The organism is Pseudoalteromonas sp. Isolate3 (assembly GCF_022398505.1).
GTDB classification, from domain to species: domain Bacteria; phylum Pseudomonadota; class Gammaproteobacteria; order Enterobacterales; family Alteromonadaceae; genus Pseudoalteromonas; species Pseudoalteromonas apostichopi.
Map to the genome: position 1 here is coordinate 1 of NZ_JAKEVN010000012.1, position 19,402 is coordinate 19,402.

Here is a 19,402-nt window from a genome sequence, read left to right on the forward strand (position 1 = left end):
ATATTATAGTTGAGTTCTAGGATGGAAATTTCCCGTAACTCTTGCAGGGTGATTAAGTAAAAATTACAGCATAAGATAATTTTGTAATTATTCATTGGTTATTCATTAACCATTTTTCCCTAATCCATTACCAAGAAAATTGAAAAAAAATTTTTTTTCGATGTTTTCCACTTTTTCCCACGTAATTCATAGGCTTTGCCTGAGGCCTTATTTTTTCTGGCTTCACAAGGCGCTTATGATGATCTGCTTACTTGACAAAATGGCTTGTCAAGCCCTAAACTGGAGCACTGTGGTAAAAAGTGGTTTTTAGTGGATCAAACTGGATCGGAAATAATCATTAACGATTAATAACCTATTTTTAAGGCAAGTTATGTTTCGGGGTGCGAGCTCTCTGAGTTTGGATGATAAAGGACGCTTTGCGGTACCAACTAAGTACCGAGATGCGATCTTGTCTGAAGATCAGGGAACGGTTATTTGCACTGTGGCCTTAAACGAACCTTGTTTGTGGTTATACCCGTTAGCAGAATGGCTCGAAATCGAAGAACGATTATTAAAGATTTCGAACATGAATCCACGTGCTCGCCGCATGCAACGTATGTTGCTTGGTAACGCTACAGAGTATCAACTAGATAAAAATGGCCGAATTCTGCTGGCGCCGTCTTTACGAGCACACGCAGAACTTGGAAAAAAAATCATGTTGGTTGGCTTGATGAACAAGTTTGAAATTTGGGATGAAGATCGTTGGCATGAACAAATGCGCCAAGATACTGAAATTGAACGCCAAGGCGATTTTGAGGCGAATCCTGAGTTCGATAACTTCTCACTCTAACCACAATAATAAAAAGGCAAAAACTAGCTAATGACAGCGCAATTTGAACATGTCTCTGTACTGATGGACGAAACCATAGATGCTTTGGATATTAAACCCGAAGGCATTTATATGGATGGCACATTTGGTCGCGGCGGACACTCAGGGCAAATTCTTGCGCGTTTAAGTGAACAAGGTCGCTTGCAAGCGATTGATCAAGATCCACAAGCTATTAAAGCTGCTGAAAAATTTGCTGATGATGCACGTTTTTCGATTGCCCACACGCGTTTTTCAAATCTTAAAGCCGTTGCTGAAGATAACGATTTAATCGGTAAGGTTGACGGCATTTTGTTAGATATCGGTGTTTCTTCACCACAGCTTGATGATGCTGAACGCGGTTTTAGCTTTATGAAAGATGGCCCGCTCGATATGCGCATGGACCCAACCAGTGGTCGCAGTGCTTCACAATGGTTAGCTGAAGCTGAACTTGAAGATATTACCCATGTGATTAAAACCTACGGTGAGGAAAAGTTTGGTCGTCGCATTGCCCATAAAATCATTGAGACTCGTGAGCACACACCTATTACTAGCACTAAGCAGCTTGCTGATTTAGTCGATGAAGCTGTGCCGGTTAAAGATAAGTATAAGCATCCTGCAACACGAACATTCCAAGCGATCCGTATTTATATCAACAGTGAACTTGAAGAAATTCAAACTGCACTGCAAGCCGCTGTTGACGTTTTAAAGCCAGGTGGACGTTTAGTCGTTATTTCGTTTCACTCGTTAGAAGATCGCATTGTTAAGCAGTTTATAAAAAAACAGAGTAAGGGAGAGGCGATACCCAGAGGTCTGCCTTTGACTGATGCACAAATAAATAAAAACCTGACGTTAAAGGCAGTGGGTAAAGCCATTAAGCCAAGTAAGGCTGAAATTGAAGCTAATCCGCGTTCACGTAGTTCGGTATTAAGGATTGCACAGAGGCTGTAATGAAAGCTAAAGCGGTGAATCGACAACCCAACTTATTTGTGGAAATTTTTAAAGGCCTAGGAGCTAATAAGCTGACCTTGGCCTTATTGGTTGTGATTCTTGCTTCTAGTTTGAGTGTGGTTCAGGTGACGCACTTAGCGCGTCAACAATTGATAGAGCAAGATAAATTATTGCAAGAGCGCGATGAACTCGATCTTGAGTGGCGTTACTTGCTAGTAGAAGAAGAGTTTTATTCGCAGCATGCGCGCATTGAAGAAGTGGCAACCATGCAATTAGAAATGAAGCGGCCAACAAGCAAAGATGAACAGGTGGTAATACTGCAATGAGAAGCAGAGGGAAAAAGCCAACAAATACTTTGATCACATGGCGTTTTTCGCTGGTGTGTTCAGTCGTATTTTTAGTATTCATGTCGCTGGTCGCACGTGCTGCATTTTTACAAGTAATTGAGCCTGATAAAGCGCGCTCAGAAAGTGATAAACGTACGGTACGTGTTGAAAAACAACATGTGCAACGTGGCATGATCTTCGATCGCAATGGTAAAGAACTAGCTGTAAGTGTGCCTGTAGTGAGTGTTTATGCCGACCCTAAAGCGTTAAACAAGTCATTGATCAGTAAGGTACTGCGTCAAGCACGCAAAAACGGTGAAGACCAACAAGCGCTTGCTGAAAACACGGCAGAATTAAACAAACGTATTGCTGCTTATTACAATAATGATATTCGTTGGCGTGAGCTTGCGGATGTACTACGTATTGAACCTAGCAAAATTAACTCTCGTCTTCGTGATAATCCAAAGCGACGCTTTGTCTATTTAAAACGTCAAGTCACTCCTGCGGTTGCTAACTATATTGGCGATCTTCGTTTACCGGGTATCCATTTGCTGGATGAATCAAAACGTTATTATCCAGCCGGTGAAGTGACGGCTCATGTTATTGGTTTCACTAACATTGATGGCCATGGTATTGAAGGGATTGAAAAACTTTATGAAAAGGCGTTAACGGGCGTTGAAGGTCAGCGCACTATTCGTAAAGATGCCCAAGGTCGTGAAGTAGAGGTGCTTGATGAACGTGAGCGCGTAGAGCCAGAGAGCATTCACTTAAGTATCGACCAACGTATTCAAGCAATTGCTTATAAAGCAGTAAAATCAGCGGTGTTATCTTACAAAGCGACCTCAGGTTCAGCCATGGTTGTGGATGTTAAAACAGGTGAAGTGTTAGCGATGGTAAATAGCCCATCGTTTAACCCAAACAACCTTAATGACGCCGCACCGCATAAGCGCCGTAATCGAGCGATTACCGATTTATTTGAACCTGGCTCCACTGTTAAGCCACTAGCCATTTTAGCTGGTTTAGACTACGGCACAATTCAACCGGATTCAATCGTTGATACATACCCCGGCTGGATGCGAGTAGGCGGTAGTCTAGTACAGGATACCCGTAATCATGGTGAGATGACTTTAAGAGAAATCTTAAAATATTCAAGCAACATGGGGGTGACTAAGGTTAGCCAAGAACTTCCAAAAGATTACTTTGTTGGCCTATATCAAAAAGTTGGCTTTGGTAGCGATAGTGGTACTGGCATGGTTGGTGAGAGTAGTGGTTTATTTTACCCAAATCGCCGTTGGTCTGATCATGAAATTGCTGCACTATCATTTGGTTATAATCTAGCAGTAAGCACCGCACAAATGGCGCGTTTTTATGCCATGTTAGGTTCAGGTGGTGTCATGCGCCCATTGACTGTACTTAAACAAGATTCGGTACCTGAAGGCGAACGTATTTTTCAACAAAAAGACGTTGAAGCTGTTGTCCACATGATGGAAAGCGTATTCGAAAAAGGCGGTACTGCACAAAAAGTTCATGTTGATGGTTATCGTGCCGCAGGTAAGACAGGTACTTCTAAGAAAGCGGCTGTCGGTGGTTATGGTGACGAATACGTTGGTTACTTTGCTGGTATTGCACCTGCGAGTAACCCGCGTTTAGCAGTAGTAGTATTGATTAACGAACCGGGTGGAGATGTTTATTACGGCGGTGCGACGGCAGGCCCTGCATTTGCAGAGATTGTCTCCAATGCCTTAAGAATTCTAAACGTCGCACCGGACAAAGATGCGGTTGCGTACGTAGAAGGCAAAGATAACGATGCGTGATTTAAAACCGATTCTTAATCATATTGATATTGAGGCCAATAGTTTATTGGTCAATCAACTACGTCTTGATAGTCGAGATGTGAAAGCTGGCGATGTGTTTGTTGCCATTAAAGGTCATCAACTTGATGGCGGACAGTTTATTGAAAAAGCCATTGAAAATGGTGCGGTGGCAATAATTGCTGACCGTTTATGTGAGTTCGATTGTGAATTTGAACCACTTTATTTAGTAACAGATTTAGCAAAAAAGTTGCCAGCACTCGCCGCTGCTTTTTATCAACAGCCATCAAAGCAACTTGATTTAGTGGGTGTAACAGGCACCAATGGCAAGTCAACGACAACAGCGATGATCGCGCATTTAGCAGCGTACTGTCAAAAACGCACAGCGGTGATTGGTACACTTGGCTATGGGCACCCTGATAATCTCACTGAGCTTGCTAACACCACACCATCAAGTGTTGATTTGCAGCGTATTTTATCTGAACTCGTAGAGCAACAGAGTGATGTTGTGGCTATGGAAGTTTCGTCACATGGCTTAGTACAGCACCGTGTTGATCATTGTCAGTTTAAAGCTGCGGTGTTTACTAACCTTTCACGTGATCACTTAGATTATCATGGCACTATGGATGCCTATGGCGATGCTAAGTTGATGTTAATGCGTAATCATATGCCAGAGCTTGTGGTGCTTAACCAAGATGATGCTCAAGTTGAGGCATGGTTGGAAAAGTACGACTTTAATAACCTGATTTGTTATGGTCATAAAAATTTAACGCCTGAAAATGCACGCTTTGTGTATTTCAGTGATGTGACTTACGATAATGCAGGTATTTCGGCGAAGTTTGATACCAGCTGGGGGCAGGCTGAGGTTAATTGCACACTATTCGGTGAATTTAACTTATATAATTTAGCCGCTGCAATGGCCACTTTATTAGGTATGGGCTACCCACTCACTTTGTTAGTTGAAGCCTGTAAAACACTGCAACCAGTCGCTGGGCGCATGCAAGCATTTAGTGAGCCAGGTCAACCAACCTGCATTGTTGATTATGCTCATACTCCAGATGCACTTGCTCTTGCATTACAAGCACTACAAAAACATGTACCGGGTGGAGTGAGCTGTGTGTTTGGTTGCGGTGGTGATCGTGATAAAGGTAAACGCCCGATGATGGCCAAAGCCGCAGAAGGCAATGCAGACCGTATTATTGTTACTAGTGATAACCCGCGTAGTGAAGATCCAAACGCTATTATCGCAGATGTGGTTGCAGGGCTTGAACAGCCAGAACTTGCACATTGTGAAGCAGACCGAGCGCTAGCAATTAGTTATGCTATATCACAAGCCGGTGCTGATGATGTGATTTTAATTGCAGGTAAAGGTCACGAAGATTATCAAATTATTGGCGATCAACGAATCGACTTCTGCGATCGTCAATATGTACAACAACAACTAAAAGAAAAATCGCAAGGGGCGCAGTTATGATCCCTATGGATTTTGATTGGCTAGCAAATGTTCTAGCAACAGATTACCAAGGTGGTAATCAAAAGGTAAAAAACATCAACACAGACACTCGTACTTTGTGCGATGGTGAAGTGTTTTTAGCGCTACAAGGCCCCAACTTTGACGGCCACAAATTTGTTGCGCAAGCAAAAGAAAAAGGGGCGATAGCTGCTATTGTTGCGCGTCCCGTTAATGTCGATATTGTACAGTTTGTGGTTAGCGACACGCGCATTGCGTTAGGCCAAATTGGTACTGCTGTCATGGCTCAGGTCGCACCAAAAACGATTGCTATCACAGGTAGCGTAGGTAAAACGACCGTTAAAGAAATGTGTGCGGCGATTTTATCTGATCACGGTGAAGTCCTAGCAACAAAAGGCAACTTTAATAATGACATTGGTGTACCACTGACGTTATTACGCCTTGAGCCACAGCATCAATATGCGGTAATTGAATTAGGTGCCAATCACATTGGTGAAATAGCTTACACTGTTGCAATGACGAAACCTGATGTTGCTGTGGTATGTAATGTTGCAGCTTCTCACTTAGAGGGATTTGGGTCATTACAAGGTGTAGCAACGGCAAAGGGTGAAATCTATGACGGCTTAAAGCCTGATGGTGTCGCTGTGGTTAACTGCGACAGTGATTTTGCCGATTTTTGGCTCGAAAAATTAAATGATCGCAACGTAAAACGCTTTTCTACTAGCCAACAACTAGATTATTGGGCAGAAGATGTGGTGCTTGATGAACAAGCCCGTGCTTCTTTTGTGCTTTGTAATAAAGATAAAAAAGTGCCTGTCACCCTCGCATTACCTGGAAAACATAATATTGCCAATGCTTTAATTGCCACAGCCTTAACTACTGAGTTGGGTGTAAGCCTTGAAAATGTTGCATCAGCATTAGCAACCATGGGTGAAGTGAAAGGCCGTGTTAACGTCCTTAAAGTATCAGACACTTTGACTGTTATTGATGATACCTACAACGCAAATGTGCAATCGGTTAAAGCGGCAATTGATTTATTAAGTGATATGCCGGGCCGTCGTATTTTTGCGTTAGGAGATATGGGGGAGCTTGGCGAAGAAGCTCGTTTTTATCATCAACAAGTCGGTGAATACGCGCAGCAAAAAGGCATTGATGAGCTGTACAGCCTAGGGGTATTAAGCAAATCAGCCAGTGATGTATTTGAAAAGCCAAACCGCCACTTCTCAAGCCGTGAACAATTATTACAACAATTACAAAGTGAGCTTGCTCAATCGATGCAAAAAACCACGATCGTTGTAAAAGGTTCGCGTAGTTCTCGAATGGAACTTGTGGTCACAGATTTAGTAAATGGCCAGCAAAATGGCAACAATGGAGTATCGTCATGTTAGTTTGGCTGGCAGAGTATTTAACACAGTATTACAGTGGTTTTAATGTTTTTTCTTACCTTACGCTACGTGCGATTTTAGGTATTTTAACGGCGCTGCTTATCTCTCTTTATTTTGGCCCTAAGCTGATTCGTGCATTGCAAAAAATGCAAATTGGTCAGGTGGTTCGTCACGATGGTCCTGAGTCTCATTTATCTAAAAAAGGCACGCCAACCATGGGCGGCATTTTGATTCTAGGGGCAATTTTTACCAGCACATTACTGTGGGCTGACCTTTCAAATAAATATGTATGGGCAACCCTATTTGTAGTGGGCTCGTTAGGTGTGGTTGGCTTTATTGATGACTACCGTAAAGTGATCCGTAAAGATCCTAAAGGCTTAATTGCGAAGTGGAAATACTTTTGGCAATCAGTGATTGCGTTAGTGGTTGCAAGTGCACTTTATTTTACGTCGCAGCAAGCCAGCGAAACCTCGTTAGTAGTACCGTTTTTCAAAGATGTGTTACCTCAGCTTGGGCTGTTTTATATCGTTATGACTTACTTTGTAATTGTAGGTACGTCGAACGCGGTAAACCTGACAGATGGCCTTGATGGTCTAGCGATTGTACCTACGATTTTAGTGGCGGCGGCACTTGCCATTATTGCTTACTTAACCGGTAACGTTAATTTCTCAAGCTATCTACATATTCCACACTTACCATTAGCTAGTGAGCTTGTGGTTGTGTGTACTGCGATTGTAGGTGCAGGACTAGGCTTCTTATGGTTTAACACTTACCCAGCACAAGTATTTATGGGTGATGTAGGCTCATTAGCACTTGGTGGAGCACTGGGTATTATTGCAGTGCTTGTTCGTCAAGAACTGATACTTGTCATCATGGGTGGTGTGTTTGTAATGGAAGCATTGTCGGTGATTTTACAAGTAGGCTCTTACAAATTACGTGGCCAACGTATTTTTAGAATGGCGCCTATTCACCACCATTATGAATTAAAAGGTTGGCCTGAACCGCGCGTTATTGTGCGCTTTTGGATTATTTCAATCGTGCTAGTACTTGCTGGCCTTGCGACATTAAAGATCAGGTAAATGACAGTCATTAACGAGATTAAAAACAAACAAATTTCAGTGCTTGGACTCGGTGTAACCGGTCTGGGCATTGTGCGTTTTTTATTATCTCAGAATATTAAGCCAATCGTTGTTGATAGCCGCTCGGCTCCTCCTGGAGCTGATTGGTTAAACGAGCATGCCAGTGAGTTAACAACTCACTTTGGTGATTTAGAACAGGCTGACTTAGCTAGTAATGACATTATTATCATCAGTCCAGGTCTAAGCCTAGCTACACCTGCTGTAGCAAAAGCGATTGCTGCTGGTGTTGAAGTAATTGGCGATGTTGAATTATTTGCCCGCTTAACCGATAAACCTATCGTTGCTGTGACCGGCTCAAATGGTAAGTCGACTGTAGTTACATTGGCGTTTGAAGTACTTAAAGCGGCCGGTTATAAAGTTGGCCTTGGTGGCAATATTGGCACGGCAGTGCTTGATTTACTGTCTCAAGACTATGATGTATATGTACTTGAACTATCTAGTTTTCAACTTGATACCACTCACAGCTTAAAAGCGAAAAGTGCCTGTGTATTGAATGTCAGCGAAGATCACCTCGATCGTTATCCAAGTTATCAAGCATACATAGATTCTAAGCAAAGTATTTATAACGGCTCAGAGCTTGCTGTAGTTAATGCGATTGATGTGACTACGCACACTGCAAAGCAACCACAAGTGAGTTTTGCGCTTGCGAATGCAGATTTTGCTTTGGTTGAACATCAAGGTGAACAATACTTTGCAGCACAAGGCAATCCTGTATTACCTGTAAGCTGCTTGAAAGTAGTAGGCTCACATAATCAACAAAATGCGTTAGCGGTCATGGCGTTACTGAGCCCGTTTGCTATCGCGAAAGAGCATTATCAGCAAGCATTCAGTGCCTTTACAGGGCTTGCACATCGTTGTCAGTTTGTCGCTGAAATAAATGAAGTAAAATATTTTAATGATTCAAAGGCGACTAATGTAGGCGCAACCATCGCAGCTATTGATAGCTTGGCGGGCCAAGCAAAGCAATTGATTGTGATTGCTGGTGGTGATGCGAAAGGGGCTGATTTAGATGCCTTAAAGCCATACTTAAACGACAAAGTGAAAGCGCTTGTTTGTTTTGGTAAAGATGCTAAAGCGTTAGTGGCACTAACTGATAAAGGCCACCTAACAACCAATATGTATGAAGCTGTGCTGTTGGCAAAAAAGTTAAGCACGAGCGGCGATATCGTATTATTAGCACCGGCTTGTGCCAGCATTGATATGTATAACAACTATATGCAACGTGGTGATGACTTTGCACAGTGTGTATTGGCGGAGGCAGTATGATTGCATTTGCTGACATCCGTGAAGCATTAACACCAAAACAATCGCCACAGCTTTATGATGTGCCTTTGTTGTATTGCATGTTGATGTTGATTGGCGTTGGCTTTGTGATGGTAACCAGTGCCTCTATGCCAACAGCAGAACGATTATTTGATAATCCATATCACATTATTATTCGCCACGGCATGTTCTTAATTATGGGCTTTTTCTTGTTTTGGATTGCCACTAACGTGCCTATGGATTGGTGGAAGCGCAGTAACGCCTACTTATTATTACTAGGTTTAGGTTTGCTCGTTTTGGTGCTTATTGTTGGCCGTGAAGTAAATGGTGCAAAGCGTTGGATACCAATTGGTCCTGTTGGCTTTCAGGTTGCTGAGGCCGCCAAGTTGTATTTCTTTAGTTACATTGCAGGTTATTTAGTGCGTAAACGTGAAGAAGTACAAGAGAACTTGAAAGGCTTCTTTAAGCCATTAGCTGTATTTGGTGTTTATGCATTTTTGATTTTGATGCAACCAGACTTAGGAACAGTTGTTGTACTGTTTGTGACGACTGTTGGTTTGTTGTTTTTAGCAGGTGCTAAGCTATGGCAATTTTTTGGTCTTATCTTAACTGGTATTGCAGCAGTTGTGGTGTTGATCATCGCTGAACCATATCGTATGGCTCGAGTAACAGGCTTTTTGGAGCCATGGGAAGATCCATTCGGTAAAGGATATCAGTTAGTACAATCGCTAATGGCATACAGCCAAGGTGGCTGGTTTGGTCAAGGGTTAGGTAATAGCGTGCAAAAACTGCAATACCTACCTGAAGCACATAATGACTTTATCTTTGCTGTGATTGGTGAAGAGCTTGGCTTCTTTGGCGTATTAAGTATTTTGATAGTGCTCGGTGTGTTTGTATTTAGAGCCCTGTTAATTGGCCAAAAAGCGCTGAAATGTGGCAAAGAATACGAAGGCTATTTTGCCTTTGCTATTGGTATCTGGTTTGCGTTTCAAACCATGGTCAATGTTGGCGCTAGCGCGGGTATTTTGCCAACGAAAGGCTTAACATTACCGTTTATTTCATACGGTGGTTCTAGTTTATTAATTATGACCATAGCAACAGGTGTACTTTTGCGAATAGATTTTGAAACCAAAATGGCGACTAAGCAGGCAACCTCACGTGGAGGTAAGCGATGAGTAAAAAGTTACTTGTTGTTGCTGGCGGTACCGGTGGGCATATTTTCCCAGGTATTGCGGTTGCTGACTTTTTAAAGCAACAAGGCTGGCAGGTTAGCTGGATTGGTACCCCTGACAGAATGGAGGCAACTGTCGTTCCTAAGCACAACATTGAGATTGAATTTATCAATGTGAAAGGTGTGCGCGGCAACGGGGTTAAGCGCTTGATTAAAGCACCATTTATGGTGATGAATGCCATTTTTCAAGCACGTAAAATTTTAAAAAAGCAAAAGCCTGATGTTGTTTTAGCTATGGGTGGTTATGTAACTGGACCCACTGGACTTGCAGCGAAAAGCTTAGGTATTCCTTTGGTTATTCATGAGCAAAATGCAGTTGCAGGTATGAGTAACCGTTGGTTAGCAAAGTTTGCTAATAAAGTGCTGGCAGCTTTTCCGTCGGCTTTTGCAAAAGAACAATGTGAAGTGGTTGGCAATCCGGTGCGAGTAAGTGTTGCTAATGTCACTGCTAAAAAAACGACTTCGCCAATCAATGTGCTTGTGGTAGGTGGGTCACTGGGCGCTCAGGTACTCAATGAAACTTTACCTGCTGTATTCAGTGAACTTTCAGCGCTAACAGCGCTTAATATATGGCATCAAACGGGTAAAAATAATGAACCTAATGTGACTGCTAGCTATCAACAGTTAGGGTTAGCTGAAAATAGCAAAGTTGCTGAATTCATTGATGATATGGATAGTGCATATCAATGGGCCGATTTGGTAATTTGCCGCGCTGGTGCGTTAACGGTTAGTGAGATTGCTGCTGCAGGTCGAATGGCGTTATTTGTGCCCTTCCCACATGCTGTAGATGACCATCAAACTGCTAATGCAAAGTATTTAGTCGCTGAGCAAGCTGCATTGATTATGCAGCAAAGTGAGTTTAATCAAGCGGCGGTTGTGGAGTTATTAACACCGTATGTCAGCGCACCAGAAAAAATTTCAACAATGGCAAGCAAAGCAAAACAGCTTGCTATTTTAGATGCCACAGCCAATGTTGCAAAGCGCTGTGAGCAACTAGCAGATAGAAGAGATTAGTAGTGAAAGAAAGCACGATGAAAGAAAACAACACTCGCCCTGCGATGCGTCGTATCGACACCATCCACTTTGTTGGTATTGGTGGCGCAGGTATGGGTGGTATTGCCGAAGTACTTGCTTTTGAAGGCTACCGCATCACAGGTTCAGACATTGCGCACAGTGCGATGACTGAGCGCTTAATTCAACTGGGTGCAGAAGTATTTATTGGTCATGACGAAAATAATGTAAAAGATGCCAGTGTTGTGGTGGTATCAAGTGCGATTAATGAGCAAAACCCTGAGATTAAAGCAGCCAAAGCGGCGCGTATTCCAATTGTTCGCCGTGCAGAAATGCTGGCTGAATTAATGCGTTTTCGCCACGGTATCGCAGTGGCAGGCACCCATGGTAAAACCACAACAACCAGTTTAATTGCCAGCATTTATGCACAAGCAGGCCTTGATCCAACCTTTATTATTGGTGGCTTGTTAAATAGTGCAGGGAGTAATGCCAAGGTAGGTAAAAGCGATTTTTTAATAGCTGAAGCTGATGAGAGTGATGCGTCATTCTTACATTTACAACCTATGGTATCGGTGATCACCAATGTAGAAGAAGATCACATGGACACCTATGGCGGTAGCTTAGAAAAAATGAAAGATACTTACGTCGATTTCATTCATAACTTACCGTTTTATGGTTTAGCTGTAGTGTGTATTGATTCTGAAGTTGCGGCAGAACTTATTCCTCGTTTTGGTCGCCCTGTTATCACCTATGGTGAATCAACAGAAGCTGATTATCGAATGGCTGATTTTAGCCAAACAGCGAATACTTGCTCATTCAATGTGGTGAATAAACAAGGTGAAAGCCTAGCAGTAACGCTTAATATGCCGGGCAAGCACAACGCGCTTAATGCAACGGCTGCAATTGCAGTTGCTAAAGATCAAAACATTGCTAACCATGCAATTTTAGAAGCGCTAACAAAATTTGAAGGGGTAGGCCGTCGTTTTCAGCATTACGGAACGTTTGAAAATGAACGTGGCAATGTCATGTTAGTTGATGATTATGGTCACCACCCATCAGAAGTGGCAGCGACAATTGCGGCGGTTCGTGAGGGATGGCCGGATAAACGTTTAGTGATGGTTTACCAGCCGCACCGTTATAGTCGTACTCGTGACTTGTACGAGGATTTTGTAAAAGTACTGGCTGACGTTGATCAGTTGTTATTGCTTGATGTGTATTCAGCAGGTGAAGGGCCAATTGTCGGTGCTGACAGCAAGAGTTTATGCCGTAGCTTACGACAGCGAGGTAAAGAGCCATTACATGTTGCTAGTAGCTCTGAGCTTGCCGGTGTACTTGCGAATACACTGCAAGATAATGATTTAGTTTTAACACAGGGCGCTGGTAACATAGGCCAGTTAGTGAAAAAGTTAGCAGCAACTAAGTTGTCTATTGAACAACTAAAGCAGGTAAATGTATGAGCCAGTTAAGCGACAAATTTGGCAAAGTAGCGGTACTTTTTGGTGGCACATCTGCCGAACGAGAAGTTTCTCTAAAATCAGGCCAAGCCGTATTGAGCGCTTTGCAAAGTGTGGGTGTTAATGCCATTGCTTTTGATCCTAAAGATCAGCCGTTATGGCAATTAAAAGAGTTAAACATTGAACGTGTATTTATTGCTCTTCATGGCCGTGGTGGTGAAGATGGTACCATTCAAGGTGCACTCGAGTTTATGGGGATTCCCTATACCGGTAGTGATGTTTTAGGTTCTGCGCTTGCGATGGATAAAGTACGTTGTAAGCATTTATTTAAAGCAATGGGGCTGAGCACAGCACCCTATGCTGTAGTTGATAGCCGCCATGAATTTGATAGCCAAGCGATTATCAATGAATTTGGCAAAGTGATGGTAAAACCGTCACATGAAGGTTCAAGTATTGGTATGGCAGAAGCAAATAACGCAGAGCAACTAGATACTGCACTTAATGCCGCATTTAAGTTTGATAGCCAAGTACTGGTGGAACAATGGATCACTGGCCGTGAATTTACTGTTGCTGTACTAGGGCAAGATGTTCAACCTGTCATTGAGATGACGACGCCAAATGGCTTTTATGACTATCAAGCTAAGTATCAATCAAATACAACTCAGTACCATTGCCCTGCAGATTTATCTGTGCAAGAAACTGAATTATTGCAAGATATGGCATTAAAAGCGTTTGATTTAGTCGGTGCAAGTGGTTGGGGCCGTGTTGATGCAATGCGTGATCAGCAAGGTAACTTTTACTTATTAGAAGTAAATACGGTACCTGGCATGACCGAAAAGTCTTTAGTACCAATGGCGGCAAAAGCGAATGGTTCAAGCTTTGAGCAATTAGTTGTTCGCATTTTGGAGCAAACACTTTAATATGCATCCTTTTTTAGAAAAAGTGCAACAATTAAAACAGCAGTTAAACTGGTCGCTGATTTTTGGTGTGAGCTTTTTTCTATTGGTGATTTTTGCATTAGTAAAAATCACCACAGGCGTCTCAGATTGGTTGGTAGAGAACAAAGACGCGCAAATAAAGCATTTATCAGTTTTAGGGCAGCCCCAATACACTGATGAAAAAGCAATTATTGGTGCAATAAGAAAAGCCGACTTATCGAGTTTTTTTGAATTAGACGTAAAACATGTGCAACGCTTAGTACAAAGCTTGCCTTGGGTTGCTACGGCATCGGTCAGAAAACAATGGCCTGATACCTTGCAGGTATATGTAGTAGAGCACCAAGCTGTAGCGCACTGGAATAGTGATTTACTGCTAAATCAAGCTGGTGAAGTGTTTCAAGCAAGTAGTGACAAATTACCCACTACCTTGCCTCAACTATATGGCCCAGAAGGCAGTGAAATCGAAGCGTGGACAGCATTTCGTCAATTTCAAGAAATGCTCAAATTGAATAACTTAGAGCTGACCAGTTTAGCGCTTTCTGAGCGCTTTTCGTGGCAGTTATGGCTTGATAACGGCATTCGCCTGAACTTAGGCCGCAAAGAAAAAGCAAAGCGTGTACAGCGTTTTATTGACGTGTATCCGCGCATGGAACAACGTGCAGATGCACAAATCGATGTTGTTGATTTACGGTATGATACCGGCCTTGCAGTGAGCTGGAAGCCATTGCAAGAAGAACAATTAGAAAATAAGAGTAAGGCATGACCAAGTCAGCAGAAAGAAACCTAGTGATTGGATTAGACGTTGGCACATCGAAAGTTGTGGCCACCGTTGGTGAAATCACCGCAGATAACAAACTAAGCATTGTGGGTGTTGGCAGCCAAGTATCGCATGGTATGGATAAAGGCGGCGTTAACGACCTTAACCTTGTTTCTGAGTCGATTCGTCGCGCTATAGACGAAGCTGAGTTGATGGCTGATTGTCGTATCAGCTCTGTTTATTTAGGTATTTCTGGAAAACATATCCAGTGCCAAAACGAAAGCGGTGTCGTTGCGATTAACAACACTGAAGTGACTGACGAAGATATTGAAAATGTCATCCACATTGCTCGTTCGGTCCCTATTTCGGCAGAACGAAAAATGCTGCATGCACTGCCACAAGAGTACAGCATCGATATGCAAGAAGGGATTAAAAACCCATTAGGTATGAGCGGTGTACGTATGGAAGCTCGGGCGCATATCATTACTTGCTCAAACGATATGGCTAAGAATATCGAAAAATGTGTTGAGCGTTGTGGGCTTGAAGTTGATCAGTTGATCTTCACGGCATTGGCATCATGTTATTCAGTATTAACCGACGATGAAAAAGAGCTCGGTGTAGCTGTTCTAGATATTGGTGGTGGTACGATGGATATCACTATTTATATTAATGGTGCGCTTCGCCACTCAGCCGTTATTCCGGTAGCTGGTAACCAAGTGACTGGTGATATTGCAAAAATATTTAGAACTCCTATATCACATGCTGAGTCACTCAAAGTACAATATGCGTGTGCAAGTAGCCAAATGGCAAGCAACGAAGATACGATTGAAGTACCGAGTGTAGGTGGCAGACCTGCGCGTATTATGTCGCGCCATACCTTATCTGAGGTTGTTGAGCCACGTTTTAGAGAGTTATTTGAGCTGGCTATGGAAGAAATACGTCGCTCAGGTTTTGAAGACCAAATTGCTGCAGGTCTCGTCATTACTGGCGGAACAGCAAAAATGGCTGGGGCAATGGAAGTGGCAGAAGACATTTTCCAAATGCCAGTCAGAATTGGCAAGCCGATCGGGATGGTTGGTTTGACAGATTATGTAGATGATCCTTCGTACGCGACCGCGGTTGGTTTGTTACAATACGGCCGTACTATGCAATCGATGAATGCACAAAAATCGAAAGCTGAAGGTGATAATAATTGGTGGAACCGTATTACTAAATGGTTCCAAGGTGAGTTTTAAAACTCAAGTCGGAGAGTAAACATGTTTGATATGATGGAACAGCACAGCGAAGAAGCTGTCATTAAAGTAATTGGCGTGGGCGGTGGCGGCGGTAACGCTGTTGAGCACATGGTAAAACAACAAATTGAAGGCGTACGTTTCATTGCCGCGAATACGGATGCACAAGCATTACGTAATTCATCAGCTGATGTAACTGTACAGCTAGGTACACAAATCACCTCTGGTCTAGGTGCGGGTGCTAACCCAGAAGTGGGCCGTAATTCAGCTGAAGAAGACGCTGAAACTATCCGTGCCAGCCTTGAAGGCGCTGACATGGTGTTCATCGCAGCTGGTATGGGTGGTGGTACCGGTACAGGTGCTGCGCCAGTGGTTGCTAAAATTGCTAAAGAGTTAGGCATTTTAACGGTTGCAGTTGTAACGCGCCCGTTTGACTTTGAAGGTAAAAAGCGTGCTGCAGCTGCTGAACAAGGCATTAATGAATTGTCAGAAACTGTAGATTCACTTATTACAATTCCTAACAACAAATTGCTTAAAGTTTTAGGCAAAGGCACTACACTATTAGATGCCTTCGCAAAAGCGAATGACGTTTTATTTGGTGCGGTACAAGGTATTGCAGAGCTAATCACCCGTTCTGGTCTAATCAACGTGGATTTCGCCGACGTACGTACTGTTATGTCAGCGATGGGGACTGCGATGATGGGTACAGCATCTGCGTCTGGTCCTGACCGAGCACAAGAAGCGGCAGAAGCAGCTATCTCAAGCCCACTACTTGAAGATGTCGATTTAACAGGTGCTAAAGGTATCCTAGTTAATATCACTGCAGGTATGGATATTGCGATTGAAGAATTTGAAATTGTTGGTAACCACGTTAAAGCACTTGCGTCAGAAAACGCAACAGTGGTTGTAGGTGCGGTAATTGACCCTGAAATGAGCGACGAGTTACGTGTAACGGTTGTTGCAACAGGTTTAGGCGGCGACCGTCGTCCACAGTTTGGTATTGTTGATAATGGCTTTAAGAAAGCATCAGGTTCTGATGTACAAAGCTCAATGAACCAAACAACGAGCAGCATGTATGTACCAAGCTTTGCAAGTCAAGGTAGCAGCGATGATGTAAGCATGTCATCTGCGTCTGAAAAGCAAGAGCCAGTACAACAAAGTACAACGAGCAGCTCAGTATCTAGCAGCACTGAGAGCAGCAAAAAATCTGATAAGTCAGAAGGGGGAGATTATTTCGATATCCCTGCTTTTCTTAGAAAGCAAGCTGACTAAATAGACTTTTACTGGTTATTTTGTTTGATAAATAAACAAATTGGCAGCTGGATGTATTTATGATACAATTCGCCGTCTAACTGTAACTATAAGTGAGCGAACCTATGATTAAACAGCGTACGATTGCAGAAGTAGTCAAAGCCATAGGAATTGGACTTCATAAAGGTGAGAAGGTCACTATTACTCTCCGACCTGCGAGCGCAAATACTGGGATAGTATTTCGTCGCGTAGACCTTGATCCGGTTGTTGATTTTGAAACAACACCAGAAGCCGTTGGTGATACGCAACTGTGTACCTGTTTAACAAACAAAGATGGCGTTCGTTTATCTACGACTGAGCACCTTATTGCGGCGGTAGCGGCAATGGGTATTGATAATCTAATTGTTGAATTAGACAGCTCAGAAGTACCAATCATGGATGGTAGTGCATTACCATTCATCTATTTGTTACAAAAAGGCGGCATTAAAGAAGTAAATGCAGCTAAGCGCTTTATTCGTATTAAAGAAAAAGTACGTATTGAAGAAGGCGATAAATGGGCTGAGATCGAACCATACGATGGTTTCCACATCGATTTTGAAATTGCGTTTGATCACCCAGCAATCAATGAAAGCCGCCAACGTATCGGTTTAGATATCACGGCACAAAGCTTCACTGAAGAAATCAGCCGCGCACGTACTTTCGGCTTTATGAAAGATATCGAGTATATGCACGCTAACAACCTAGCATTAGGTGGTAGCATGGATAACGCAGTTGTATTGGATGAGTTTAAAGTACTAAATCCAAACGGCTTACGTTATAGCGATGAGTTTGTGAAACACAAGATCTTAGACTGTGTGGGCGATATGTTTATGACTGGCCACAACATTCTAGGTAAAATCACGGCTTATAAATCAGGCCATGATTTAAACAATAAACTACTTCGTAAAATTATGGCGACTGAGTCAGCATGGGAATGGGCAACATTCGATACCCCAGTAACGATGCCAGCACCAGGCCTAGAAGTAGCGACAGCTTAATCGCAAGCATATTACAGTTATAAAAAATGACGCTTTAAGCGTCATTTTTTTTGCCAATCATTTATCTAGAACTATAAGCCAAGAATCGCTTCAAGCTCGACCAACTGATTGATTTGATAGGTTGGTTTAATATCTTCTGGTAACTCAACCCCAGGATGTTGCAACCAGCAAGTGTCGATACCGACATTGTGTCCGCCTAAAATATCGCTGGCGGCGGTATCACCAACCATTAAAATCTGCTCTTTTGGCGGATTACCCATGAGTTGAAATGTATGTTGAAAAATTTCTGGGGCAGGCTTTGCTTTACCGACTAATTCTGAAATAACAAGCCAATCGAACATATCCTGTAGACCAGTGTGCTCTAGGCGTTTTTGTTGTAACTTAGCAAACCCATTGGTAATGATGCCTAGCTTGGCGTGTGGTTTTAATTTTGTTAGTAATTCAACGGCACCGGGTAGTGGCACACAAATAGAAGCCATAGCGTCTAAGAAGCCATCGTTCAGTGCTTTTGCTGGCACATCGAGTTTATTCGCCCATTCTGTAAAGCGAGTTATCTGCAGCTCACTAGCAGTAATTTCGTGCTTTTGATAAGCAACCCAAAGCGGCTTATTGGTTGCTTGGTAATGATGATAATCTGAATCAGTAAATTCTACGCCGTAATTAGCGAACATCACTTTTAAACCTTCAAATGCATTAAAGCTAAATAGCGTTTCATCGGCATCGAATAATACGTGGCTATACTTCATGGTTATCCTAATTACTGATTGAATAGAGTAGGGTGTAAAAATGGCGCCATTGCCAGTGTCAGCGCTTGTACATAAGTGCTTTCACGCGTAGCAAGGTGATTGGTTAGTAAGCCAATAGCGCCACCTTGTTGTTTAATATTAACGGTATTGAATGCATCATCCATGACATCACCTAGTTCTTTACCAGCTAGCAAGGCATCGTAAAAAGGTTGCGGTAACGGCAGGTTACTACTGCGACCAACGCTAAATTGTTGCGTGTTTGCAATCACCACAAAGGCAAAGGTTGCTGCGCCATAACTAAATTGTTCTGCGCCACCTTCCATTGCTGCATAAAAGTCGGCATCAAAGTGGTTTTGGCAATATTTAACACGGTTTTCAGCGCCAATACGGGTTTCGTCTTCGCCTAGCGGCTGATCTGGAACACCAGAAGGCGCATGTTCGCCTAGGCATTCAATCGTATGGTTTGGAAAGTAAAGACTAAAGACATGTTTAGCTGCGTTAATTTTAACAGGGTTCTTTGAACCGACAATAACACGTAATGTTTGTTTCAAGCCG

18 protein-coding genes are annotated in these 19,402 nt (G+C 42.8%); 16 read left to right on the forward strand and 2 right to left on the reverse strand.

Annotated elements, in window-relative coordinates; genetic code table 11:
• The first annotated feature begins 370 nt into the window (after positions 1-370).
• From mraZ to lpxC, 16 genes are all read left to right on the forward strand, one after another.
• A complete protein-coding gene (mraZ, locus tag L1D46_RS04335) occupies positions 371-829 on the forward strand; it encodes a division/cell wall cluster transcriptional repressor MraZ (RefSeq protein WP_130050541.1) in 459 nt (152 codons plus the stop codon).
• 30 nt (positions 830-859) lie between these two features.
• Positions 860-1,795 carry a 16S rRNA (cytosine(1402)-N(4))-methyltransferase RsmH gene (gene rsmH / locus L1D46_RS04340; protein WP_239976891.1) on the forward strand — a complete coding sequence of 312 codons (936 nt, stop codon included), beginning with the start codon at positions 860-862 and terminating at the stop codon, positions 1,793-1,795.
• Positions 1,795-2,121, forward strand: a complete 327-nt coding sequence (gene ftsL / locus L1D46_RS04345; protein WP_130050543.1) for a cell division protein FtsL — start codon at positions 1,795-1,797, stop codon at positions 2,119-2,121. Before rsmH ends, ftsL begins: the two co-directional genes overlap by 1 nt.
• Complete coding sequence (locus L1D46_RS04350) at positions 2,118-3,935, forward strand: penicillin-binding transpeptidase domain-containing protein (RefSeq protein WP_130050544.1); 1,818 nt, start codon at positions 2,118-2,120, stop codon at positions 3,933-3,935. Before ftsL ends, L1D46_RS04350 begins: the two co-directional genes overlap by 4 nt.
• Positions 3,928-5,406 (forward strand): UDP-N-acetylmuramoyl-L-alanyl-D-glutamate--2,6-diaminopimelate ligase, encoded by a 1,479-nt coding sequence (murE, locus tag L1D46_RS04355; protein ID WP_178927426.1) that lies wholly within the window; start codon positions 3,928-3,930, stop codon positions 5,404-5,406. Before L1D46_RS04350 ends, murE begins: the two co-directional genes overlap by 8 nt.
• Entirely contained in the window at positions 5,403-6,791 is a 1,389-nt protein-coding gene (gene murF, locus L1D46_RS04360) for a UDP-N-acetylmuramoyl-tripeptide--D-alanyl-D-alanine ligase (protein ID WP_130050546.1), read from the forward strand. Before murE ends, murF begins: the two co-directional genes overlap by 4 nt.
• The gene (mraY, locus tag L1D46_RS04365) at positions 6,785-7,867 is read left to right on the forward strand and encodes a phospho-N-acetylmuramoyl-pentapeptide-transferase (protein ID WP_239976893.1); all 1,083 of its coding nucleotides are present in this window, start codon (positions 6,785-6,787) and stop codon (positions 7,865-7,867) included. The genes murF and mraY overlap by 7 nt, the downstream gene beginning before the upstream one ends.
• Positions 7,868-9,193, forward strand: coding sequence for a UDP-N-acetylmuramoyl-L-alanine--D-glutamate ligase (murD, locus tag L1D46_RS04370; protein ID WP_239976894.1), 1,326 nt, complete (start codon positions 7,868-7,870; stop codon positions 9,191-9,193).
• Positions 9,190-10,365, forward strand: a complete 1,176-nt coding sequence (gene ftsW, locus L1D46_RS04375) for a cell division protein FtsW (protein WP_130050549.1) — start codon at positions 9,190-9,192, stop codon at positions 10,363-10,365. The genes murD and ftsW overlap by 4 nt, the downstream gene beginning before the upstream one ends.
• Positions 10,362-11,435 (forward strand): undecaprenyldiphospho-muramoylpentapeptide beta-N-acetylglucosaminyltransferase, encoded by a 1,074-nt coding sequence (murG, locus tag L1D46_RS04380; RefSeq protein ID WP_130050550.1) that lies wholly within the window; start codon positions 10,362-10,364, stop codon positions 11,433-11,435. Before ftsW ends, murG begins: the two co-directional genes overlap by 4 nt.
• Positions 11,436-11,437: 2 nt before the next feature.
• Positions 11,438-12,889, forward strand: a complete 1,452-nt coding sequence (murC, locus tag L1D46_RS04385; protein WP_239976895.1) for a UDP-N-acetylmuramate--L-alanine ligase — start codon at positions 11,438-11,440, stop codon at positions 12,887-12,889.
• The gene (locus L1D46_RS04390) at positions 12,886-13,806 is read left to right on the forward strand and encodes a D-alanine--D-alanine ligase (RefSeq protein ID WP_239976896.1); all 921 of its coding nucleotides are present in this window, start codon (positions 12,886-12,888) and stop codon (positions 13,804-13,806) included. Before murC ends, L1D46_RS04390 begins: the two co-directional genes overlap by 4 nt.
• A 1-nt stretch (position 13,807) precedes the next feature.
• Positions 13,808-14,587, forward strand: coding sequence for a cell division protein FtsQ/DivIB (locus L1D46_RS04395; RefSeq protein WP_239976897.1), 780 nt, complete (start codon positions 13,808-13,810; stop codon positions 14,585-14,587).
• Positions 14,584-15,816, forward strand: a complete 1,233-nt coding sequence (ftsA, locus tag L1D46_RS04400; RefSeq protein ID WP_130050554.1) for a cell division protein FtsA — start codon at positions 14,584-14,586, stop codon at positions 15,814-15,816. Before L1D46_RS04395 ends, ftsA begins: the two co-directional genes overlap by 4 nt.
• Before the next feature lie 21 nt (positions 15,817-15,837).
• The gene (gene ftsZ, locus L1D46_RS04405) at positions 15,838-17,085 is read left to right on the forward strand and encodes a cell division protein FtsZ (protein ID WP_054561045.1); all 1,248 of its coding nucleotides are present in this window, start codon (positions 15,838-15,840) and stop codon (positions 17,083-17,085) included.
• Between the two features lie 104 nt (positions 17,086-17,189).
• A complete protein-coding gene (gene lpxC / locus L1D46_RS04410; protein WP_036971181.1) occupies positions 17,190-18,101 on the forward strand; it encodes a UDP-3-O-acyl-N-acetylglucosamine deacetylase in 912 nt (303 codons plus the stop codon).
• A gap of 71 nt (positions 18,102-18,172) precedes the next feature.
• On the opposite strand, the gene yjjG is transcribed toward lpxC, so the two are convergent.
• Positions 18,173-18,847, reverse strand: coding sequence for a pyrimidine 5'-nucleotidase (gene yjjG / locus L1D46_RS04415; protein ID WP_167658666.1), 675 nt, complete (start codon positions 18,845-18,847; stop codon positions 18,173-18,175).
• Positions 18,848-18,858: 11 nt separating this feature from the next.
• Complete coding sequence (gene yjjX, locus L1D46_RS04420) at positions 18,859-19,398, reverse strand: inosine/xanthosine triphosphatase (protein WP_130050557.1); 540 nt, start codon at positions 19,396-19,398, stop codon at positions 18,859-18,861.
• Positions 19,399-19,402: the final 4 nt, after the last annotated feature.